The sequence below is a fragment of the Litoreibacter halocynthiae genome (assembly GCF_004365635.1).
GTDB classification, from domain to species: Bacteria; Pseudomonadota; Alphaproteobacteria; order Rhodobacterales; family Rhodobacteraceae; genus Litoreibacter; species Litoreibacter halocynthiae.
Map to the genome: position 1 here is coordinate 47,110 of NZ_SOBH01000005.1, position 21,788 is coordinate 68,897.

27 protein-coding genes and 1 pseudogene are annotated in these 21,788 nt (G+C 54.2%); 14 read left to right on the plus strand and 14 right to left on the minus strand.

Annotation, left to right across the window (positions count from 1 at the left end):
• Positions 1-102 precede the first annotated feature (102 nt).
• Positions 103-1,305, plus strand: coding sequence for a sialidase family protein (locus tag BDE40_RS17510; RefSeq protein WP_134016930.1), 1,203 nt, complete (start codon positions 103-105; stop codon positions 1,303-1,305).
• 123 nt (positions 1,306-1,428) lie between these two features.
• Positions 1,429-1,929, plus strand: a complete 501-nt coding sequence (locus tag BDE40_RS17515) for a disulfide bond formation protein B (RefSeq protein WP_134016824.1) — start codon at positions 1,429-1,431, stop codon at positions 1,927-1,929.
• Here the strand turns inward: BDE40_RS17515 and BDE40_RS17520 are convergent.
• Positions 1,913-2,670 (minus strand): IS5 family transposase gene (locus tag BDE40_RS17520; RefSeq protein ID WP_134016932.1). Its coding sequence is split into 2 segments (ribosomal slippage): positions 1,913-2,337 and positions 2,337-2,670, totalling 759 coding nucleotides; the frame shifts between segments, so codons are not numbered across the junction. The two genes, BDE40_RS17515 and BDE40_RS17520, sit on opposite strands and share 17 nt — an antisense overlap.
• A gap of 396 nt (positions 2,671-3,066) precedes the next feature.
• Between BDE40_RS17520 and BDE40_RS17525 the strand changes: the two genes are divergently transcribed.
• Positions 3,067-3,729, plus strand: a complete 663-nt coding sequence (locus tag BDE40_RS17525) for a L,D-transpeptidase (RefSeq protein ID WP_134016826.1) — start codon at positions 3,067-3,069, stop codon at positions 3,727-3,729.
• A 33-nt stretch (positions 3,730-3,762) separates the two neighbouring features.
• Here the strand turns inward: BDE40_RS17525 and BDE40_RS18460 are convergent, their stop codons facing one another.
• Complete coding sequence (locus tag BDE40_RS18460) at positions 3,763-4,050, minus strand: hypothetical protein (RefSeq protein WP_134016828.1); 288 nt, start codon at positions 4,048-4,050, stop codon at positions 3,763-3,765.
• Positions 4,051-4,209: 159 nt separating this feature from the next.
• A complete protein-coding gene (locus BDE40_RS17535) occupies positions 4,210-5,619 on the minus strand; it encodes a fused MFS/spermidine synthase (protein WP_134016830.1) in 1,410 nt (469 codons plus the stop codon).
• Positions 5,620-5,749: 130 nt separating this feature from the next.
• Between BDE40_RS17535 and BDE40_RS17540 the strand changes: the two are divergent.
• From BDE40_RS17540 to BDE40_RS17550, 3 genes and pseudogenes are all read left to right on the plus strand, one after another.
• Positions 5,750-6,497: pseudogene (locus BDE40_RS17540) on the plus strand (IS6 family transposase).
• A 325-nt stretch (positions 6,498-6,822) separates the two neighbouring features.
• Positions 6,823-9,126 carry a heavy metal translocating P-type ATPase gene (locus tag BDE40_RS17545; RefSeq protein ID WP_134016832.1) on the plus strand — a complete coding sequence of 768 codons (2,304 nt, stop codon included), beginning with the start codon at positions 6,823-6,825 and terminating at the stop codon, positions 9,124-9,126.
• Positions 9,127-9,233: 107 nt separating this feature from the next.
• Positions 9,234-9,743, plus strand: a complete 510-nt coding sequence (locus tag BDE40_RS17550; RefSeq protein WP_425462410.1) for a L,D-transpeptidase family protein — start codon at positions 9,234-9,236, stop codon at positions 9,741-9,743.
• 34 nt (positions 9,744-9,777) lie between these two features.
• On the opposite strand, the gene BDE40_RS17555 is transcribed toward BDE40_RS17550, so the two are convergent.
• Genes BDE40_RS17555 through BDE40_RS17580 form a run of 6 tightly spaced genes read right to left on the minus strand, consistent with a single transcriptional unit; the run spans position 9,778 to position 13,353 of the window.
• Positions 9,778-10,560: a ZIP family metal transporter gene (locus BDE40_RS17555; RefSeq protein ID WP_134016836.1), complete on the minus strand. Its 783-nt coding sequence runs from the start codon at positions 10,558-10,560 to the stop codon at positions 9,778-9,780.
• Positions 10,561-10,574: 14 nt separating this feature from the next.
• Entirely contained in the window at positions 10,575-11,186 is a 612-nt protein-coding gene (locus BDE40_RS17560) for an SCO family protein (protein WP_134016838.1), read from the minus strand.
• A complete protein-coding gene (locus BDE40_RS17565; RefSeq protein ID WP_246030514.1) occupies positions 11,186-11,638 on the minus strand; it encodes a copper chaperone PCu(A)C in 453 nt (150 codons plus the stop codon). The genes BDE40_RS17560 and BDE40_RS17565 overlap by 1 nt, the downstream gene beginning before the upstream one ends.
• A 40-nt stretch (positions 11,639-11,678) precedes the next feature.
• Complete coding sequence (locus tag BDE40_RS17570; RefSeq protein ID WP_134016842.1) at positions 11,679-12,338, minus strand: DsbA family protein; 660 nt, start codon at positions 12,336-12,338, stop codon at positions 11,679-11,681.
• A complete protein-coding gene (locus BDE40_RS17575) occupies positions 12,335-12,757 on the minus strand; it encodes a disulfide bond formation protein B (protein ID WP_134016934.1) in 423 nt (140 codons plus the stop codon). Before BDE40_RS17575 ends, BDE40_RS17570 begins: the two co-directional genes overlap by 4 nt.
• A 5-nt stretch (positions 12,758-12,762) precedes the next feature.
• On the minus strand, positions 12,763-13,353 hold the full coding sequence (locus tag BDE40_RS17580; RefSeq protein WP_134016844.1) for an SCO family protein: 591 nt from the start codon (positions 13,351-13,353) through the stop codon (positions 12,763-12,765).
• Between the two features lie 172 nt (positions 13,354-13,525).
• Here BDE40_RS17580 and BDE40_RS17585 point away from each other — a divergent pair, with 172 nt between their 5' ends.
• The 4 genes from BDE40_RS17585 to BDE40_RS17600 all read left to right on the plus strand — a co-directional run bounded on the left by BDE40_RS17585 (position 13,526) and on the right by BDE40_RS17600 (position 16,279).
• Entirely contained in the window at positions 13,526-13,954 is a 429-nt protein-coding gene (locus BDE40_RS17585) for a MerR family transcriptional regulator (RefSeq protein WP_134016846.1), read from the plus strand.
• Between the two features lie 99 nt (positions 13,955-14,053).
• The gene (locus tag BDE40_RS17590; RefSeq protein ID WP_134016848.1) at positions 14,054-14,824 is read left to right on the plus strand and encodes a transglutaminase-like domain-containing protein; all 771 of its coding nucleotides are present in this window, start codon (positions 14,054-14,056) and stop codon (positions 14,822-14,824) included.
• Positions 14,814-15,731, plus strand: a complete 918-nt coding sequence (locus BDE40_RS17595; RefSeq protein ID WP_134016850.1) for a cation diffusion facilitator family transporter — start codon at positions 14,814-14,816, stop codon at positions 15,729-15,731. Before BDE40_RS17590 ends, BDE40_RS17595 begins: the two co-directional genes overlap by 11 nt.
• Positions 15,728-16,279, plus strand: coding sequence for a methyltransferase family protein (locus tag BDE40_RS17600; RefSeq protein WP_134016852.1), 552 nt, complete (start codon positions 15,728-15,730; stop codon positions 16,277-16,279). Before BDE40_RS17595 ends, BDE40_RS17600 begins: the two co-directional genes overlap by 4 nt.
• 182 nt (positions 16,280-16,461) lie before the next feature.
• Here the strand turns inward: BDE40_RS17600 and BDE40_RS17605 are convergent, their stop codons facing one another.
• The 3 genes from BDE40_RS17605 to BDE40_RS17615 form a co-directional block, all read right to left on the minus strand.
• On the minus strand, positions 16,462-16,806 hold the full coding sequence (locus tag BDE40_RS17605) for a hypothetical protein (protein WP_134016854.1): 345 nt from the start codon (positions 16,804-16,806) through the stop codon (positions 16,462-16,464).
• Positions 16,807-17,406: 600 nt separating this feature from the next.
• Positions 17,407-17,670 carry a hypothetical protein gene (locus BDE40_RS17610; RefSeq protein ID WP_162848124.1) on the minus strand — a complete coding sequence of 88 codons (264 nt, stop codon included), beginning with the start codon at positions 17,668-17,670 and terminating at the stop codon, positions 17,407-17,409.
• Positions 17,645-18,061, minus strand: a complete 417-nt coding sequence (locus tag BDE40_RS17615) for a MerR family transcriptional regulator (protein ID WP_134016858.1) — start codon at positions 18,059-18,061, stop codon at positions 17,645-17,647. The genes BDE40_RS17610 and BDE40_RS17615 overlap by 26 nt, the downstream gene beginning before the upstream one ends.
• Positions 18,062-18,134: 73 nt before the next feature.
• Here BDE40_RS17615 and BDE40_RS17620 point away from each other — a divergent pair, with 73 nt between their 5' ends.
• Positions 18,135-18,770 carry a cation efflux transmembrane domain-containing protein gene (locus BDE40_RS17620; RefSeq protein WP_134016861.1) on the plus strand — a complete coding sequence of 212 codons (636 nt, stop codon included), beginning with the start codon at positions 18,135-18,137 and terminating at the stop codon, positions 18,768-18,770.
• Positions 18,770-19,318, plus strand: coding sequence for a methyltransferase family protein (locus tag BDE40_RS17625; protein ID WP_162848125.1), 549 nt, complete (start codon positions 18,770-18,772; stop codon positions 19,316-19,318). Before BDE40_RS17620 ends, BDE40_RS17625 begins: the two co-directional genes overlap by 1 nt.
• 546 nt (positions 19,319-19,864) lie before the next feature.
• Here BDE40_RS17625 and BDE40_RS17635 read toward each other — a convergent pair.
• Both BDE40_RS17635 and BDE40_RS17640 read right to left on the minus strand, forming a co-directional pair.
• Positions 19,865-20,122 carry a helix-turn-helix domain-containing protein gene (locus BDE40_RS17635; protein WP_134016868.1) on the minus strand — a complete coding sequence of 86 codons (258 nt, stop codon included), beginning with the start codon at positions 20,120-20,122 and terminating at the stop codon, positions 19,865-19,867.
• A 124-nt stretch (positions 20,123-20,246) separates the two neighbouring features.
• Complete coding sequence (locus BDE40_RS17640; RefSeq protein ID WP_076981275.1) at positions 20,247-20,498, minus strand: hypothetical protein; 252 nt, start codon at positions 20,496-20,498, stop codon at positions 20,247-20,249.
• A 210-nt stretch (positions 20,499-20,708) separates the two neighbouring features.
• Between BDE40_RS17640 and BDE40_RS17645 the strand changes: the two genes are divergently transcribed.
• The gene (locus tag BDE40_RS17645) at positions 20,709-21,077 is read left to right on the plus strand and encodes a hypothetical protein (RefSeq protein ID WP_024099343.1); all 369 of its coding nucleotides are present in this window, start codon (positions 20,709-20,711) and stop codon (positions 21,075-21,077) included.
• Between the two features lie 43 nt (positions 21,078-21,120).
• Positions 21,121-21,735, plus strand: a complete 615-nt coding sequence (locus BDE40_RS17650) for a lytic transglycosylase domain-containing protein (protein WP_134016870.1) — start codon at positions 21,121-21,123, stop codon at positions 21,733-21,735.
• Positions 21,736-21,788 lie beyond the last annotated feature (53 nt).

Here is a 21,788-nt window from a genome sequence, read left to right on the forward strand (position 1 = left end):
CAAAGCTGTTGGGAGAAAAACGAAGCTAAGCTGGGTTCAACTTAAGAAAGGATGATCATGCTGAGATCGGTTTTTGGAAGTTTCGTTGCGATATGGGCATTGATGACGGGGTCTGGTATTGCCGCAGAAGTACCCCTTAACTTCGTCACTTTAGACCCGCCCGTCGGTCTAGGGGCACAAGAACCCTCTTTTTTCGCCCTCACCGATGGACGTGTCGTCATGAGCTGGACAGAACCCGATGGAGATGGGTTCGCCGTCAAAATGGCCATCGGCGACCATATGACATGGACCGAGGCCCGCACTATCACAAGCTCTGAGGATTTGTTCATAAACTGGGCTGATTTCCCATCCATCACTGCGTTCCCGGACGGGACTTTGGCGGCTCATTGGTTGCAGGAAGCTGGCGATGGGGCTTACGTCTACGATGTCAATATTGCGCTCTCAAAGGACGAGGGCAAATCTTGGAGCACACCCATAGTTCCGCACCAGGACGGCACTCAAAGTCAACATGGGTTTGCAACGCTGATACCAAGTTCAGAAGATTCATTGGTCAGTGTTTGGCTGGATGCCCGCGCGTATAAAAAAGAATTGCTGGCAAGCCAATCAACAGGACTGCCCGACGCAATGCAATTGCGGGCAACGCAGCTCACATCGGACGGTATATTGTCGGAAGACGTCCTTGTGGACGCTCAGACATGTACCTGTTGCCAAACCTCCGCAGCGGTCACTGGGGATGGTAAAATACTGGTTGCATATCGCAACCGGACCGACGCAGAAATTCGCGACATCTCGGTCGTGCGGTTTGAAGACGGGCAATGGTCCAGCTCCAAAATTGTGCACGATGATAACTGGGAAATTTCGGGCTGCCCTGTAAACGGGCCAGCGATTGCAGCAATGGGTCAGACTGCCGTTGTCGCATGGTTTACATCCGCTGATGATATCCCCGCGGTGAAAGTCGCATTCTCAAGGAACAGTGGTCGAGATTTTGACCTACCAATCAGGGTTGATCTTGGAGAGGCGGCAGGGCGCGTAGATGCACTAATGTTAAGCGAAACAACTGCGCTTGTGACTTGGGTCGAATGGCAAGACGCTGGCGAAGTTATTTTTGCCTGCCAGGTCCGGATTGGCGAAACTTGTGAAAAAGAGGAAGCAGTAACTGTCAATACAGGTGATGGATCAGTCAACTTTCCGCGCATGGCGCGAACGGTAGATGGAGTTTACTTGGCCTGGACACAACCCGCGCTCGAAGGGGGTGGACACCCCACTGGCGAAGCGACTGTTCGGGTTGTGTATGCGAAGTATTAGTGAATGGATTTGCTGCCGTTACAAACGAATACAAATCTCCAACGAATTAAGAGACTGAGCTGGTGGACGAACATATAATTATTCGGCAAGAAGTGGGTAACCCTAAATCACGTTGGTGAGTTTTTGACATATCCATCTTATAAAATCGGCCTAGCGGCCTCTGCTGGATCTTTGGCACTTTTGCTTGGAGCTTGGGTATTTCAATCAATTGGATACGCCCCTTGTGCCATGTGCATCTGGCAAAGATACCCTCACGCAATCGCAATCTTTTTGGGCGCACTAGTTTTTTTCGGTTTGCGCCACAAAGTGATCTATCTCGTCGGTGCCATCGCAACTGCATCCACGGCTGGCATCGGGATATTTCATACCGGAGTAGAGCGAGATTGGTGGGAAGGGCCAACTTCTTGCACAGGCTCGGGTTTGGATCTGACAACAATGACACCAGAAGATCTACTATCAACTTCTGGGGTGGCAGACTTGGTGATGTGCGATCAGGTCTCCTGGGAGTTTCTTACTCTTTCGATGGCGAGTTGGAATACATTGCTGAGTTGTGTCCTTGTCGGATTATGGATTATTGCGTCGAAACAAGGCAAGCTAGGGTCAGGACTCATAACCAGAATATGACTGTTACGGCGAGAGCGATTGCTGACAGGAAAACCTTTGGGCAGCGGTCATAACGGGTTGAGACACGTCGCCAGTCTTTGAGCCTGTCGAACATCCTTTCGATGCGGTTGCGGCGTTTGTATCGGCGCTTGTCGTACTTGATGGTCTTCTTGCGCGATTTGCCTCCTGGGATGCAGCGCTTTGTGCCCTTATATATAAGGGTATCTCGAAACCAGTCAGCGTCATATCCTCGATCTGCGAGAAGCCACTCGGCCTCAAGCAGGCCGTTCATCAAAGCCGCAGCACCAGTATAATCGCTTACCTGCCCTGCCGTGATGAACAGGCGGACAGGACGGCCGCTGGTATCTGTAACGGCGTGCAATTTAGTATTCATTCCCACTTTGGTCAGCCCGATCAGGCGTCCACGCAACCTTTTTTAAGCCTCAGACTGGAGGCCGTGCGATGCGCCTTGAGATATGTTGCATCAATTGAGATGGTTGCGTTGTCGGGGGCTTGCTCAGCCAGTCCCATCATGATCCGGGCAAACACGCCCATATCACTCCAACGCTTCCAGCGATTATACAACGTCTTTGGTGGGCCATACTCGGCAGGTGCATCGCACCACTTTAAACCATTGTGATTGATGAATATAATGCCGCTTAAAACACGGCAATCATCCACGCGAACGCGACCCCGGCTCTTTGGAAAGTAAGGCCGCAAACGCTTCATCTGCGCCTCCGTAAGCCAGTATAAGTTGCTCATCATATCCCCCGAAACTGGGGATCGTGAATCATAGCAGCGCGACAAGCTCAATCAGTTAATGGGGGCTGACCCCAGGGAAGATTAATAAATGAAACTCTTTGAGTGCCGCGAAGCAATCAAGACTTTTTTGAGTACCTGCATCAATCAATACGATCTATATGATGAACGTTGACCAACATACGAAACAAGCGTGCCCGAAGTTGCTTTAAACCCGACTTTCCTCAATTAGGTGTAAAATTTAATGTGCCAGCTGTGATGAACATGTTGCTCACTAAATTTTGATCACGAGACGAGATAACAACTTGAACCTACAGCTGCTTGAGGTTGTATATTTAACAAATTGACCTTGTTGGCGAAAGAGCCCAGCGCGTTCAAAAATTTGCGGGAGACTGATCAATGCTAACACGACGCCACTTTATCTCGACAACTGCTGCTATGTTCTCGGCGCCATTAGCGAGCCCAGTTTTGGGAAAATCCCAACCAACAAAGGGACAAAAGGCATCTTGGGATGCGCGCGTAACCCCAGATGCATACGATCCAGCAACATCCAATCCTTGGGGTCTACCAGCAAGATTTTTACCACAGCGGGTTGTTGCGAATGATGGTTTGGAGCCAGGTGATATTCACGTCGATGCAGTTGCAAGATATCTGTATCACATCGAAGAGGGCGGCACCGCGATGCGATACGGCGTAGCGATCGCGCGTGGCAATCTTTACGAACCGGGAACATACACCATTCGGCGAAAAGTAGAGTGGCCGCATTGGACACCCACCGCCTCGATGGTTAAGCGGAACCCCGAATACGCTGAATTTGCCGATGGGCAGGAGCCTGGCCCTAAGAATGCGCTTGGCTCTAGAGCACTCTATTTATATGTCGGCAATCGCGATACTTACCTTAGAATACACGGCACGCCGTCCCCTCGTTCGATTGGCGGGAGGGCAAGTTCAGGCTGTGTTCGTATGGTAATGGCCCATATCAATGATCTTTATCCAAATGTCGCTATCGGATCCACAGCATATCTATACTCCGCTGAAGGAAGCGTAGTTTCGGAGACTTAAACTCGCGCTGTAGAACCGTAGTCCACAAAGAAATCAGGTCTTTTTGGCGACACAGATTGGATTACCACGAGCAGAACGCAATGGAAGCAGTGTAGTCTCGACGCGACCTCTGTGCTCGTACCAGTAACAGCCGTCTTCCGGCAGCAGACGGGCTGTGCTGAGGTCCTGACCGAGTGCTGCCAAATTAACGACTTCGTCTGGAACTTGCCTGACCTTAGATGACCTATTGGGAGATATTGTTGCTGTGCACGCGCTCAATAGAAAAGCGCCGACCACTAATGTTCCAGTTACAGTTCGCACGATAGTCCCCTGTCTATTCATTCAAATCCAGTGTCTGGAAATATCCATTACATTACTCGGTTCCCGTTGCAACAAGCGCAATTCCGTCGCACGCGGGACAATGTACCGACAGCACAGTTAGGTCTTGAACCTATGCAGCAAAAAATTACTTTTGTGCCAATTTATTGGGGTCAGGTGCGCCTAGCGATGCCCGATCCAGCCACGATCGTCCGTGAAGGGGCTGCTTGCCGCCAGTGTCGTAACCATAAAATCAGCAGGCAACCGGTCGAGTGGCGCGAGCGGCGTGGGCGAGGCCGTCAGGATGAAATTAGCATAGCCACGCGCACTTACAGGTCCGACTACCGCCGTTACATACGGATAAAGTTGCGTCAGGATCGCATGGGTTCCACGTACAAGTTGCCCGTTTGGCTCATCGATAAGGTTCACATACACTGGCCCGGTGACGATCTCGCGCAGGCGCTGATAAGTTTCCAAAGTAACCAGATGTGCAGGGACAGATCCGGATGAAAATGCATCCATGACAACCGCATCAAACTGGCGTTCTGTTTCGTTTATATACCTTCGCCCGTCCGCATGCACTATTTCGAGCCGCCTGTTATCTTTTATCACCGACGCGGCCCAAGGGAAATTCTCTTGCACCACCGCAGTCACGAGCGGATCAATCTCAACCGCCACCGCCCGTGCATTCGGGCGCATACTCAACAACTGACTTGGCAATGTATACCCACCGCCACCCACAAACAGAACGTTCGCACTCGTGGGCAAATCATGTGACATGCGCGCCCACAGCATTTGCGTATAATTCAGAACCAGCGGATCTTCCTGCGAAGGAGTATTATCAGAATTTATTCGCTCGGCTGCTTGAGCGATGCGATCTGAAAACAGGTGTAATTCACCGTCCCGATAACCGACATCGATGCACGATAAGCCTGATTCATACCGGCAGACCGACCCGTTTGCGAAGCTCAACGCAATGATCAATCCTGCTGGTGCGATGATCTCTAATATGGACTGCGGGCCACCACGCACAAAAGACACGCACATTAGAGCCACAGCCCCGCATCCCGCAAAGGTCAGCGCCGAACCCACTATTGGCAAGGCGACAAATCCGGCAAGAACCGCCCCTAAAATAGCGCCCAGCGAACCCGCAGCCAGTACAATACCCAGTGATGATCCCTCTCTCCCTGGCCGCGCTTCTACAGCCAGCTTCGCCAAATAGGGAGAAGGGAAGCTAACCAGTACTGACGCGGGAAAGAAAGCGACGATAACCGAAAGGATCATTCCACCAGTGCCTCGCGCTCCTAGCCCATACAGCATCGACAGGATCATCGGTGAGAGCGCCATTAGTAGCGCCGTTGCGATCAGGGCCCGCCGGACGAGCTGTGCCGCCACATCTCTCTCGCGTTCCGCAATCAGCCCGCCGAGTGCGCTACCGAATGAAAACCCTGCCAAAACTGTCGCGATTACTGTGGTCCACGTAACGAGCGACGTCCCAAAAAACGGCGCTAATACACGGCCCGCCGCAATCTCATACGTGAGCCCAACTGCGGACAAAACTAGAATAAGGCCGACTGTCTCCCAAAACCGCATGACAGCTCCATGTTTCGCGTACACGCGCGATACATGGGCATCGCACGAGCCGCAATAACGCCCTGATCGGCACTGTTGCATTATTTTCGATGTGGCCTGATGCTGGGGGAATTGTTTACAGGAGTTCGCCATGACCGGCGGAGATCCATTCAAACATCACCGTTTCCCGCAAGACGTGATCTTGCTGGCGGTGCCCTGGTAGTGTCGATATCCGCTGTCCTATCGCGATGTGCGGGACCTGCTCGCTGAGCGCGGTATCGCAGTAGACGCAGCAACAGTCTACCGTTGGGTACAAAAGTTCGGTCCTGAAATTCGTAAACACGCCTATGGTCGACATCGCTCATGGCGTGGTTTGCAATGGCATGTGGACGAAACCTACGTGCGGGTGAATGGTCCCCTCTCATCGCTGCAAGCAGCGACTGCCGGGCAGTGGATGGTGCTATCTGTGGCGGGCTGTCGATCAGCGTGGGCAATTGATTGACTTCCGGCTGACCGCACGACAAAACTCCAAAGCCGCAAGGGCCTTCATGCGACAGGCCTGCGATACTGTCCGCTGCTACAAACCAATGACGATCATCACCGACAAAGCCCACAGCTATGCCAAGGTCATCCGAGAAATGAATTTCGGAAACGGGCCGAATGACGCAATCATTCATGTTGATCGCAAGCACCTGAACAATCGGATCGAGGGCGATCAGGGCGCTCTCAAACAATTGCTCCGACCAAAGCGTGGCTTCCGACAACTGACCGCAGCAAAGAATACCCTCAAAGGCATTGAAACTCACTGCGCGATAAAGAAGGGTCACTTCGCAAACAACGAGCCTGGCGTGCTCAACGAAGTTGCCTTCGTCGCAAAACTCTTCACGAAGGCAGCATGATACGATCGCCAACAGCCGTCTCCAGTTCCACATTAACTAGGGCAACAGAACCCATCGTTTAAACATGAGTTTGACGTCCTACTAGTCTTTCGGAAATATCATTCACTCAGTTTTCTCGAATCGAACTCCATGTTCTGCAATGCGATCGCGTGCTGTCATGAGGTTTTTCTCCGGAAAAGTGGCTTAAACTCAATAGTTCTGGTTATTTGCAGCCTCTATTCCAAATCGGGTATCAACTTATTTTTTCCGGCATCATTTTTCCCTTGAACCTCTAGTTACTGTAGAATGTATGCAAAGGGCATCATTGCGATTCCGAGGATACTTTATGCCACATGATGCCGCTCATCACAGTCACGATCATTCTGAAAAAGCAGCCAAACCCGGCGGAAGCTGCTGCGGGGATGAAGCCGTCGCACAGACACAGATACAGCCTACCGACGGCCGAAGTTTTTACGTCAGCGGTTTGGACTGTGCTGAAGAGGTGTCAATCCTGAACCGTGTCGTGGGACCCGAGGTCGGCGGCATAGAGTATCTGGCGTTTGATGTGATAAACGCGCGGATGACAGTCTTGGATGGCGGAAGCGACTCATCCTCGGACAGAATCATCAAGCTGGTTGCGACCACCGGAATGACAGCCAAAACTTGGAACGCCGAGGATGCCAACACGGAACAGGCCGCGCATCTGAAAACCCAGAAACGCTTTACAGCGTTGAGCGGCGGCTTTTGGGCGGCCGGTTTCATATACCATGTTGTCGAGACCGGGTTTGGTGGCGCCATCGGATTGTTTGCAGGCCATGGTGAGGCGCCGATGCCAGTGGCCGAAGCGGGACCATTCGCGGTGGCCATCCTGTTTGGCGTATGGCTCGTTGCCCCAAAAGCTTGGTCGTCCGCACGCCGTTTTTCTCCGGATATGAATTTGTTGATGGTCGTGGCCGTGGCCGGTGCCATCGGGCTCGAAGAGTTTTTCGAGGCCGCAACAGTGGCATTCTTCTTCTCGCTCTCGTTGTATCTCGAAAGCTGGAGTGTTGGGCGCGCGCGCAATGCTATCTCGGCGCTGCTTGATCTCGCGCCCCCGACGGCGCGGGTACTTTATGACGATGGCTCGGAAGCGGACGTTCCCGCCGCGGCGGTTGCTGTCGACGCGCGGTTCATTGTGCGCGGCGGTGACCGTATTCCGCTCGACGGAGAAGTGGTTGACGGAGCGGGAGCCGTCGATCAAGCTCCTATCACTGGCGAAAGTGCCTTGGTGCCAAAAGAGGCTGGCGATGAGGTCTATGCCGGCACGATCAATGGTGATGGCACGCTGACGGTACGGGCGACGAAGGCCGCCTATGACACGGTGCTATCCAAGATCATCCGCATGGTGGACGACGCCCATTCCCGAAGGGCAGAGGTCGAGCAATGGGTGACGAAATTTGCCCGTATCTACACACCGGTCGTGATGGCGCTTGCTATTCTCATAGCACTTCTGCCGCCTCTTGTGGCCGGCGGTGACTGGGGTTTTTGGTTCTATAACGCGCTGGTGCTTCTGGTCATTGCCTGCCCTTGCGCCCTGGTGATCTCAACGCCCGTCTCCATTGTTGCAGCCCTTGCGTCATCGGCGCGCAACGGCGTGTTGATCAAGGGCGGGGCCTATGTAGAAGCGCCGGGTCGCACCACAGCGATTGCCATGGACAAGACCGGCACGATCACGATGGGGGAGCCCGAAGTGGCCGGTGTATACCCAATTGGCGAAATATCGGAACGCGATCTTCTGATGCGCGCCGCAGCGCTCGAAGCGCGGTCCTCCCACCCGCTGGCAAGGGCGATCCTTAGCCGCGCGGGGCGGGACAACATTTCCTTCGCTTCCGCTGACAACACACGCACGGTCCCGGGTCGCGGGCTTGAGGGCGAGATGAGCGGCATGTCTATCTGGCTAGGATCGGACCGCTTTGCAAAGGAAAAAGGATTCGGGTTTACCATCCCACCAGAGCTGCGTGACCAGATTGAAGGAGCTGGAAACACTCTTGTGGCAGTTGGGGACGACAGTGGTGTCAGCGGCGTGCTGGAACTGCGTGACCAGATACGTCCCGACGCCAAGGGGATCGTTGCGCGGCTCCACGCCCAAGGGGTCAAAAAGATCGTGATGCTGACAGGCGACAACGCGGCAACGGCACGGGCGGTGGCAGCCGAAGTGGGCATAGACGAGGTGCGCGCCGAACTCCTGCCAGAGGACAAGGTAAACGCTATTGAGGAATTGGTGGCAGAGCATGCCACTGTCGCGATGATTGGAGATGGCGTGAACGATGCCCCGGCAATGGCGCGCGCGCATTATGGCATCGCGATGGGCGCTGTCGGGTCAGACGCTGCGATTGAAACCGCTGATATTGCGCTGATGACCGACGACATTGGCAAAGTGCCTTGGCTAATCGGGCATTCCCGCCAGGCCATGTTGATCATCAAGCAGAACATTGGTTTGTCACTTGCTACCAAAGCCGTCTTCGTCGTCGCGACAGCGTTCGGCATGGCCTCAATGTGGGGCGCGATCGCTGCTGACGTCGGCGTGTCGCTCCTCGTTGTCGCCAACGCGTTGCGCTTACTGAATGCGCGAGACGATCAACCAGGAACACAAGATGACACAACTGGATAGATGAACAGACGACCAAAGGTGCACTAGCACACGGACGTTGATTGTGGACTGACTTGGCGATATCAAGTTGCTAGAAAAGACCTCAAACAATGAGGCATCAAGCCGTGATGATTAAAAAAAATCCTAGACGGTTCTTCCTTGCGGGCGGCATGGCTGCCGTCCTTTCTGGATGTGCAAGCAAATTTCGATCCTACAGCGGTCCAGAAGTCACTCGCATTCGCCTTTATAAGTCGGACAGACTGCTGGTTCTGGACGGTTCGCAGGGTGTGTTGAGCACTTATCCGGTCGGCCTAGGATTCTCTCCGACGGGACATAAGCAGTTTGAAGGGGACGGGCGGACGCCGGAAGGCACCTACACTATTGATCGCCGCAATCCAAATAGCTTGTTCCACCTGTCTATTGGCATTTCCTATCCAAATGAGGCGGACATCGCATTTGCTAAGGCGCAAGGCCAATCTCCCGGTGGCGACATCTTCATCCACGGGGGTCCGCGATGGGGCATCGACCCGCTGAACAAGCGAGACTGGACTGCCGGATGCATTTCGGTCACCGACCGGCAGGTCGAAGAAGTCTATGCGATGGTGCGCGACGGCACGCCCATAGAAATCTACGCCTGAGAATCCCTCACGAACACAAGCATGTCTGGCGATCTTAACCGAGCCAGACGTCTAAAAATAGCATTAGGACCAGACCTACGGCAAGGCCCAGCGTCGCTTTGTTCTGGTGCCCGCTTCGATGCGTCTCGGGAATGATCTCGTGGCTAATGACATAGAGCATCGCACCTGCTGCGAAGGCGAGACCCCACGGCAGGAGTGGTTGTGAAAAGGTGATTATCCCGGCTCCCAGCACCCCGCCGATGGGCTCGACCATTCCCGTGAGCGCCGCAATGCCCCAGGCTCGAAACTTCGAATACCCTTCGCCAAGAAGGGACACCGCTACGGCTAAACCCTCAGGGGCATTTTGCAGACCGATTCCGATGGCCAGCGGCAGGCCGCCGGAAACGCCTTCTGCGCCAAAGCCGACACCGACTGCAAGACCCTCAGGGAAATTGTGGATTGTAATGGCGATAATAAATAGCCAGACGCGGCGTAGAGACGCGCCCTCAGGCCCTTCTCGGCCAGAGCTGAAATGCTCGTGCGGAAGCTTTTCGTTCATCAGCGCCACGGCACCCATCCCAAGGAGAATTGCCACGCATACGATTGCTGCGGGAGCGGCTGCATTTTGGTACCGCATTTCAGCGGCATCAAGAGCGGGGATAATCAACGAAAAAAAAGATGCCGCAAGCATAACGCCGGCCGCAAATCCAAGTGACAGATCCCTTGTTGCGCGAGACGGAATCCTCCCAAAGAGTACAGGTATGGCACCGACAGCTGTTAGAGATCCAGCGGCCAGACTGCCCAGAAATCCAAGCATTATGGGGGATAAGGATTCCATTTTTGTACTTTCTGTTAAGCTCTTGTCAGCACGCGGCGGATCTTTGGCACTGCAAATTCTCGTGGTTCATGGTAGTCTATGGTACCGAGAAACTGCCCCTCTGAAGCGAAGAGGAAAACGCTCGCAGTGTGGTTCATCGTATAGTCGCCGCCCTCGGTCGCGACTTTTTCATAACTTGCGCGGAAGCCTGCCGCGGCGCGTGTCGTTTCACTCAGCGTTCCGCTCCAACCTTGGATAGCGGGGTGAAAATAGCTGACATATTCAGCCATGGCCGCCACTGTATCGCGCTTTGGATCAACCGTAATGAACACAACGTTCATGTCGGCAACGTCGTCTCCAAGGTCGTCGAGCCAACCAGAAATGTCCGACAATGTGGTCGGGCACACATCGGGGCAGTATGTGAAGCCAAAAAACACTATAGATGGATTACCTAAAAGCGTCGTTGGTCCGACCGTTGACCCGTCTTGGTCGGTCATCTGAAATTTCATCTGAGTAAGCGGCAAGGGCCGCTGTGCTGCCGGTTCAGGTGTGCCTGGCCCATCCACCTGCCACCAACCGACAAATAGCGCGAGCGCAAGTACGCCGCTCGCTGCAGCACCATAAGTGATGAGGGTGCTTCGGTTCATCAGCCCTCTGGCCCACGCGCCGCAATCCCAAGAATGGGCACGTCAACGGTCAGAGCTCCGCCATCGGCAAAGTTCAATGTCAACGGAAAGGTTTCGCCTTCAACCATCTTGATTTGCAGTCGCATCAGCATGGCATGCAGGCCACCCGGCTCAAGCGAAACTGTTTCGCCTGGTGGAACCATGATGTCTCCTGCAGGTGCCATAGAACTCACACCATTTGCGTCGGTCGTCGTTTCATGAATATCCGGCATCATGGCGAGAGGCGTTTCCAAGCCCACTAACGTCACCGGATCGGTACCCGTATTGCGCAGGGTCATATAAGCAGCACCCGGACGGTTGATGCCGATAGAGGCGCGAGACCAGGCGTCTTCGACCACAACGTCCTCAGACCCAGCAACTGTTATCGTCGGCAGCCCGATGAACAGGCACGATGCAAAGACAGTGGCAGCAATGGATGATTTCACGGGTTCGTTCCTCTCAATAGTAAGTTGGTCACGAGCCGATCGCCGCGACTTCTGCGGCGACCAACGCGCGCAGTTCGTCAGCTCCGAACGGATCAAGGGGTTTGCCATTCACAAAAAAGGTGGGAGTCTGGCGCACGCTCATTGTCTCAACATCCGCGCGGTCTTGATTGAGGATCGCCAGCGTTTGTGGCGCTCTCATTTGGTTTTTTGCGGCGTGAACATCCAGGCCAGCCTGTTCCGCAATGCCGAGAATCAAACCGGGCGCTGGTTCGCCGTGAGACGCCCAACGTGACTGAAACTCAAGGATCGCTTCTTTGACCGGAACATAAACGTCTTGCATACGCGCGGCTTCCATCACTCTGATGGCTTCTTCCGAGGCCGCACCATGGAACGCGGTGTAGCGAAGAACAACCCGAACCTGTCCGTCGTGCTCCGCCATGATATCCTTGATGACCGGGTAGAATGCCCGACAGGCTTCACAGGCTGGATCAAAGAACTCCACGATTGTGACAGGCGCATCCTCTGGCCCCATGATGGGCGAGTAGGGACGCATCAGTGCCTCCGCTATTTCGGGCTGGATCGGCTCGACTTGTGCAATCGAGGCAGGGCGGGACTGATACCAGAAAGCGGCGGCAAAGATCGCTAGGCCAACAGCCAAGACGGATAGTACGATTGATCTGTTTTTCATGTGCGGGGCTCCTTCAGGGAGAGAAATGATAAGAACGCGATGAGCGCAAAAGCGATGAACGCCAAGAGCGGAATAGGAATCCCAAAAAACAGCTGATTGTCGCCGGTGCAGGCCGGGCCTGTCGCTGTGCAGGGTTGGATGGGTTCCGGCAGGATTCCGGTGTAAAGGCCCATGTGCCAAAGCGCGACCGCAGCACCCCCAAGCGCAAGTGCGATGCCATAGCGGCCGACCCGATCATCCTGCCACCATAGGCCAAGACCCAGAACGACAGCCAAAGGAAACATGAACGCGCGCTGAAACCAGCATAGGTTGCAAGGTGCTTGCCCTATCACCTCGCCAATATAGAGCACGGATAGCGAACTTGTAAGCGCTACGATCCATGCCCCAATCAAAGCGGTGTCTTTAGAAATTGCATAAATCACATCTACAGCCTCGCCCTTAGATCAGAGACGATTTCTTCCGCCGGCGTGCCGTAAGTCCAAGCTCCAGCATATCCGTCCTGCGTATCAAAGAGGAACAATTGCGAGGAATGCCCCATGGTATAGCCATCTGGCGAGGCGGCTTCCTCGATCTTTTCGTAGTAGATGCGAAAGGTCTCAGATGTTCGCTTGATCTGATCTGCAGTTCCGGTAAGCCCAATGAGGTCAGCGTCGAAGTAAGGAATGAACTCAGCGAGCGCTTGTGGTGTGTCCCGTTCCGGATCAATCGAAATAAACAGCGGCTGTACTTGCACCGCATCGGAGCCAAGCGCATCCATGACAGCGGCAACCTCGGCCAGTGTCGTGGGACAAACATCAGGGCAGTTTGCAAAGCCGAAGAAAACAAGCATCCAGCGCCCTGCAAAATCTTCGTCTGTTTGCATCATGCCTTGGTGATCAGTCAGTTCGAAATCTGCCCGGAACGCAGGCTCGTCAGTTCGCTGATCACTCCTGCTAGAAACTTGCAGCCAAACGAACCCCACAATCGCAATCGCGGCGAGGCCCCAAAGCATTCTTTGCAAGGCAGATAGTCTCATTGGTCGAATTACGCCCGATTCGGTACATTTTTATTGCGTTGTAAATGTTCTAGTTGCTAGAGGTTCAAGCTGTTTCTTGGCACAGTGACGGCGTGTCACGGACCCGTGAACAGAGCACTGGCTTGCACATGCCGATACCTATAGCTACCAACACTATAGCTATGGAGGTTACATGCTTACAATTGGCAGCTTGGGTAAGAAAACCGGAACGAAGGTTCAGACCATTCGGTACTATGAACAGATTGGGCTAATGCCCGAGCCGGGCCGGACCGAAGGAGGCCAGAGGCGTTATGGGGACACTGAGGTCGACCGCCTGTCCTTCATCAGACACTCACGTCAGTTGGGATTTCCTCTGGAAGCCATCCGTGAACTTCTTGATCTCAGCGATAATCCCGACCGCTCATGCCATGAGGCCGACTCCATCGCGCGTCGGCAACTCAAACAGGTCGAATTGCGGATGGATCGACTAAAAGCGCTGCGCACCGAACTGAAACGCATGATCCAGGAATGCAGCGGCGGAAACACAGCGGACTGCAAGGTTCTCGAAGTCTTGCGTGATCATTCGGAGTGTCTAACCGACCATGACGGGATTGGAGCTTAGCCCTTACAAGGGCCCGAACGGATCAAACGGAAAAGCCACTTGAAGCTCTAGTCACTAGAGCAATTACATCTATACATATATGATTCGTGGAGATGTAAAATGTGTGCTGATGATCCGCTACTGGCAGCAACCCCAATCCTGGATTTCGCCCATCCGTCGATTGGAAGACTGATTGAGAGTCGGGGCTGGAACGCCCTGTCGACACATGTCCGGATTGGGGCAATCTACGATTTTGTGCGGAATGAAATCGCCTTCGGATACAATCGGGCAGATTACATCTCGGCTGCTGAGGTGCTGACTGACGGGTTCGGCCAATGCAACACCAAGGGCACTCTTCTAATGGCGCTTTTGCGCGCGGTCGGCGTGCGCTGCCGTCTTCATGGATTCACCATCCACAAAGAACTGCAGCGGGGTGTCGTTCCTGAACTCGTCTATCCCATTGCTCCCGAAGAAATCCTTCATTCCTGGATTGAGGTCGAAACGGAGACGGGTTGGGCGAACCTCGAAGGATTTATTCTTGATGCTCAGTTTCTTTCGACTCTCCAATCCGCATTCACCGATACACAAAGCCTCTGCGGCTATGGGGCAGGGACTGATTGTCTGACGGCCCCGCCAGTCGAGTGGACCGGTAGCGACACCTACATCCAGAAAACAGGCATCGTGCAGGACTTCGGAACTTTTGACGCGCCCGACGACTTCTACATTCATCATCGGCAGTCGCTCAGTTTGATGAAGGATTTTCTTTATCGACACCTCATCCGCCATTGGATGAATGCCCGCGTTCGCCGCATTCGGACCGGGCGCCTACCGCGCATTCCTGGCATGGCAATGCCCAATCATCACCACGAGGGATCACATCATGCCTCATGACGGCCACGCGCATATCGACCCTGCATCCGGTGATCGTCGTGTCTCCATCGCGATCTGGGCGAACGCACTTCTGACAGTTGCGCAGATTGTGGGCGGCATCCTGTCGGGCAGTCTCGCACTCATTGCAGATGCGTTGCACAACTTCTCTGATATGGCTTCTCTGGTAATTGCGTTCGCGGCCCGAAAGATTGCCAGACGTCCCGCTGATGAAAGAATGACATTTGGCTATGGCAGGATCGAAGTCGTCGCGGCGTTGATCAACTACACAACCCTCATCCTAGTCGGTGTATACGTCATATATGAAGGCGGAATGCGACTGATTAAACCGACCGAAGTGGCTGGTTGGACAGTGGTGATCCTTGGCTCTGTAGCGCTAGTCGTCGATACGCTGACAGCGCTGCTGACGTATTCTATGCAAAAGCGCAGTGTGAACATCCGGGCGCTCTTCCTGCATAACTTGTCAGATGCTTTAGCCTCCGTGGCCGTAATCATCGGCGGCTCGCTTATCCTGCTTTATAACATGTGGTGGGTCGATCCTGCGATCACGATTGGCATCGCCCTGTATATTCTCTACCTCGCCGTCACGGAAATTGGCGGCCCCATACGCATTCTGATGCTGGGAAGTCCGCCAGACCTCGACAACGAGGCGGTCATTGCCGCCATTAGAGCTGTCGAGGGGGTGCATGACGTCCACCACGTTCATCTTTGGCAAATGCAGGAGAACCAGGCCGCATTGGATTGCCATGTGGTGATCAGTGACGGTGCTCCCGGCGAAGGAGTCAAAACGGCGCTAAAGGCCCGTCTTGCCGACGAGTTCGGCATCCAGCATTCCACGCTGGAAATTGAATACCTAGAGCATGCGCATGAAGGCGCACAGCTCTATGGACACAAAGAGAGCGAGGCATGATGCAGACGACGCTGATTCTTCTTGGTCTGGGAATTGCCGCCGCGACGCTCGCTTCAATCCTGTGGTCCATTGCAGTTCCGAAGCGCCGCATTTGGCCCCCTCGACGCTATACAGTCATGACGCCTGTTCTGGTCTGGGCGCCCACACTCTCGCTGTTTGGCATTCTTATTGTCCTTGGGATCTGGGGGTGGGGCGATCTTCCTTTGGCAGGCTGGTTGCGTTTCGGGGTTGGGATTCCACTTATCTTGGTCGGCAATTTTGTCGTCTGGTCTGAAGTCGCTCATTTCGGAATACCACAAACAGGCGGTGCGAAGGGCAATCTGAGAACCGCTGGGATGTATCGATACTCACGCAATCCTCAGTATGTGGCCGATATCGCGATTGTCGGTGGTTGGATAATTCTCACATCAGCAACGCCGGCGCTCATCGTAGGAATGGCAGGAATCCTCGTTCTGTTAGCTGCACCATTCGCAGAAGAGCCGTGGCTTAAAGAAGAGTATGGTTCCGAATTTGATGATTATGCCGTGCGTGTCCGAAGGTTTCTTTGATTTCGAGGCACTTTTAGCAAGGTCGCCTGTCGCCACCTAGTTATGGGTCAGAGCAGATTTTCGCCGCCACACGGGCGGATGACTGTTTTCGCTGAAATGCCGATCAAAGCAAAATTTATTAACATAACACGCATTACAGGTTGAAAACAAAGCAAGAACGATTGGGCTGATCCCCACTGAAATTACTTGTTGCTATCAATCCAAAGCGACATCAGCCCGCGATCTCTAAAGCACTCAGGTGGTACGTCGCTGCGTTTGTACCGCGCAATACGCTCTGCGAATGCAACTTGCTTGGATGACGGATAATTCGCAAACTTGTTCGAGCTCGGAGCCTCGCGGTTCTCATCGATCCAGCGCGACAGAGCCTGGCGATCTTGCTGGGTTTCCCATGGCAGGACCTGGCCCGTCCTAAAGGAAATTTGGCGCGCGAAGTTCAACTGCTTCTCGGTTACAGGCAACCGATGGTAGTCGTTGCTCGACGTATTAAGAGCCCCGTTGTCGGTTCCAACTGATGATGATTGCTGCATTGATCCCTCCATCTTTGTTCGACTCACAATGTAGAACATAATGGGAACAAAATCAATATGTATGGGTATAGAATTCAGCACCTACTAAATGTTGATGCCGCCTACCCAAGCCATAAGGTTGGTGTCTGAATCGCGAGCTTGAGAAGAACGAGGGAGGCTACTGGTCAGTCCCACTTGAGTTGCCGCTATAAACAGCACCCCTCGCCCAGAAGCGCGCATTCAAAACTGGCGCGGAGGTCAGCTAAGCGGACTTTGATGCCGTTTATTTTCTGGTTTCCCTCCAACGAAAATACAGTTCCGCAGATATCGCCAAGATGAAGAGTGGTCCGGCAGCAACTAGATAGCTGACGACTGCAAAAGCGTTAAATCTCGATGCTATTGCGGCAATTGGGTCAGAGAATAGTAAACATCTAGCATACCCAATAAACGCGTGGCCCTCGCAACCGTATTCAAAAGTGAGAACGTTCAGGTAAGCCACAAGGAAAAACATTCCACCGATCTTAAGGACATAAGAGCTGAAACTCGAGCGGCACCTTACACCAATGAACAGCGACAAAATTATCGAAAGCAGGACTCCGAAGATCACGAGGTGTTCGCCAATCATAAGCACGCAAAATCATCTACTTTGGTAATACCAATTCGGGTGAGTATATTTGAAGTCAGCTGTACGTCCAGATAGGGTGCTGTCGCATAGATTGGGCTCGAAGCGGTCATCTGATAGCTTTGGTCAGTTGACTGGTGCCAGCCCGCAGCGGACATTGGATCGTGAGTGCGTTCGGCGGGTTGGCGGACGGAGCGCCATTTCGCTGCAGCTGCGCCAAGGTCTGCTATCGACTTTTCAATGATCTCTTTCACAAAGCTCATGATCTGCCAAAGACGCCAGCACGTAACAGTCTTCGGATATGCCGTGCCCATCACAGCCTTTTGAAATTCGCGTAAGTTCTTTTTCCAATAGCTTGAGCCGTTTCATCTTCTCGCGCACGTCGGCCAGCTGCGAAACAGCGATGTCGGTTGCTGCCTCGCAGGATCGGTCTGGGTGTTCCTGTAGTTCGATGAGCGAAGAGATAGCCTCAATCGAAAAGCCCAGATCGCGGGCGTGACGGATGAAACTCAATCGTTCCAATCCGTCCTTATCGTACCGCCTTTGGTTGCCACTTGTGCGCTCGGCCTCTGCCAAAAGCCCCATTTCCTCGTAGTAGCGGATCGTCGGAACTTTGACCTTTGTGCGCTTTGAAAGCTCGCCGATAGAAAACATGAAGAAACCTCTTGAACCTCTAGTCACTAGAGACATTACACTATCATTGACATCAGATGAAAGAGGATTCCCCATGGCAGGTTGCTGCGGACATGACGCCAAGTTTGACGGCGTATCAGACGACTACAAGCGACGGCTCTGGATCGTTATTGCCTTAAACGCGACAATGTTCGCGGTTGAAATGACTGCGGGACACTTGGCGAAGTCACAGGCTTTGCAAGCCGATGCTCTCGACTTCGCGGGCGATGCAATGACCTACGGCATTTCTCTGGCCGTCATTGGTGCCTCACTTCGCGCACGCACAAATGCCGCGCTGTTCAAGGGTTTCAGCCTTTTGTTAATGGGGCTTTGGGTCTTCGGATCGACCGTCTACCGTGTTTTTTATGTCGGGGTTCCCACAGCCGAGATTATGGGCGCAGTTGGCTTTCTGGCCTTGCTCACGAACCTTGCCAGTGTGTTCTTACTGGTGCGCTACAAGGATGGTGACGCCAACGTGCGGTCGGTTTGGCTATGCTCGCGCAATGACGCCATAGGCAACGTCGCCGTAATGTTCGCCGCCTTGGGCGTCTGGGGCACCGCAACAGGTTGGCCTGATTTGATCGTCGCAACAATCATGGCTGGGCTGTTCTTGTCGTCCGCTTTCCAGATCGTGCGCCAAGCCCTCGCAGAGCGGCGTGAAATAATCGACCACAAACACGCGGAGGCATGATGGAGGGCTTTCTGGTTATTCTGGGTCTTGGGGTTGCTGCTATGACCCTTGCAGCAATCCTCTGGTCGATTGCCTTTCCTGATCGACGGATATGGCCACCAAAACGCTACACTACACTCACGCCTTTCCTTGTCTGGGTGCCAACATTCACACTGTTTGGGGTTCTTATCCTGCTTGGTGTCTGGGGTTGGGCCGATCTGGCCATACCCAGTTGGTTGCGGTTTGGTGTCGGCCTGCCACTCATCCTGATCGGCAACGTCGTCGTGTGGATGGAAGTCTCACATTTTGGAGTGCCGCAGACTGGGGGAGCCAAAGGCACCCTGCGCACCGAGGGCATGTACCGCTACTCTCGGAACCCGCAGTATATAGCTGATATTGGCATCGTCATTGGTTGGATGATCCTGTCAGCAGCGCCTTGGGCCATGGTCGTCGGACTGGCTGGAATAGTGGTGCTTATTGCCGCGCCATTTTCCGAGGAGCCTTGGCTAAAAGATAAATATGGCAGCGCCTTCGATAACTACTCGCCGCGGGTACGGCGGTTCCTATAAGGTAATGCAACACCGACCAAAGCCGACTTTCGCCGCGCCACAGAATGTCGGCAAAGGGCTCCTTCGAGACCTTCGCTGCCATCTGCTCCAATGACCGGTACGCTCGCAGACCCTTTCCATCAATATGAACTGGCGGCTGCCTGAGAATCCTATCCACTGTCACTTTTTCGAATCCGCGTGAGTGCGTCGAAGTCGATTTCTTCCTTCTGCTCGTCACTTATATCCGGCCGGGTTTCCGATACCGGCTGGGGCCCATGGACGTCCCACATCACCGCATGCGCGCCTGTAGTCCAGCGATATACCCAACCAACAATGCTGTACCCATCGGTCCCTATTAGATTGGCGATCGCGACGCCCTCACCCCTATCATCGTTCACTGTTTACTAACTTCCTGCACTGTGGCGCTGCAAATTGCGGCGTGTGGTTGCAGAGCGTTCACTACGACCGCGCGCCGGACTTCGTTGATTTTGGCTACCTGGTCCTCGATGAGGGAATGATCATGAGACCGAGAAAATGGGTTCCCGCGTTCTCAACAATTCATTGGCTTCAAATCCTGTGGTCGGGCTCCGTGGCGGCTTCAACGGTCGCCAGAACCTCGAACGGGTCAAAGCCGATGGCGCGCGCCAAGACGACCAGCTCGACAACGTCGACCCGGCGCTGACCGCTTTCAAGACGGGCAATAAGGGATTGGTGGCATCTGAGCCTATCCGCCAAGTCTTTCTGGCCCAAGCCTGCGCTTTTGCGCGCGTCGACCAACGCCTGGCAGAGTGCCACCTGCCCTTTGCTTCTGATTGTTTTTGCCACGCGTCACATACCTTTTGTGACGTCGCTAGCGGATGAAATCTGTTATCTAAAAAGTAGATATATGAGGGTGTTATCGGCGTCTGGTTTCCATGGGCTGCAAGTCTGATGCTCCCGAGGTTGGCCATCAATCCCCTACCAATTGCAGAAATCGGCCATAGTCCTCGCTGACTTCGCGCGCTTCCTCGAAAGCGCGGGCGCGCTCGCTGTCGAGGCAACGGAAGTAGCTCTGGATATCCTGGATGTAGTCTTCGAAATCGCCACGGATGATGTCCGCATAGTCCCGCGCCGCCTGCGAATCGCTTGGCAGGAAGGGACGGGCCGGGGCGAAGCAGGATTCCGCCAAAACCGGCCCGGGAACGCAGATTAGAAGGACCATAGCTTGCAATGGGAGCAGGCATGTCAACCTTGGGTTTCTCAAACCTGTTATCTCCTTGATCGCAGACACTGGCCGTGACTAGTGTTTGCGTGACCAAACTACAGCTAAAGCACGATATTACATCTTGCAGTTGATAGTATACTATCGTAACTCTGGGCTTCAAGTGGGAATGCCTGGGGTCGCGCCATTGGAGAAAGCGTGAGCCGGGCCATGAACTGGGACATCGAAGCACCAAATGTGGTTACGGAAGCCAGGTTCCGCGAGCTCGTGGAAAGCGGCTATAGCGCAGAAATCCTGTGCCAGGAGTCGGCACATAAGAAAGGCCCCAGCTATTACGGGGTCTGGATCATGCGCGTTGTCTCTGATGATGGCGTGGAAAAGCTCCTCGTCACTGCGCGCACCCGGACGACTTACAACGATATCAAGATCCGCGAGTTCAAGACGATCTCTGGCGTGGTGTCATTCTTCATTGGCCTTGGCTTTGCACATGTCGACCTGCCGCTTGAGGCGGGGACAAGCCGTACGCACAAACTCGCCCCGCCAGACAAAGCCCCATCAGACAAGGACGCTGGCAGCTAACCTCGTCTGTCTCTGGCTGGTCGCAGCACCTGCCTCAGCTCAAATGGTCCTGGTCATGGAGAGCGACGGCTCTCTGACCCCATCCCGGTCTCAGAACAGTTTTGCCCGGAACTACAATGACGGCATTGGTCAGGGTTCGGCCTCCGATGGGATCGCGATCTTCGGCGAGGTAGAGGCCGAGCAAGAGGGCGTCCAAGTCGCGGCCCTTGCCCGCCCGACTCCCCTGCCCCGCGCCGATGTCCTCTCCGGGATTCAGACCACGGCCTTGCGCTATGCCGGCCATCCCGGCCTGCGTCGCGCGGGGCTTTCCGTGACGGATTGGCTGGCTCTCTATCGGGCCAATATCGAGGTTGAGAGCGCCTACCGGCAGGATGCGATTTCAAGTGCAGGTGCTATTGGCCTTGGTCAGCTGATGCCCGACACCGCGCGCGACCTCGGCGTTGACCCGCGTGATCCGCTGCAGAACCTTGATGGCTCCGCCCGCTACCTCGCGATGATGCTGGAGACATTCGGCGATCCGCACCTGGCGCTGGCGGCCTACAACGCGGGGCCGGATGCCGTGCGCCAACACGGTGGCATTCCCCCTTACCGAGAAACCCAGAACCACGTGGCCCGCGTCATGGCCGTTGTGGCCCGATTGGAAGGATCAAATTCATGATGTCCCAACCTTTTTGGAAATCATTCCTCAGAACATTTATCGGCAATGTCACG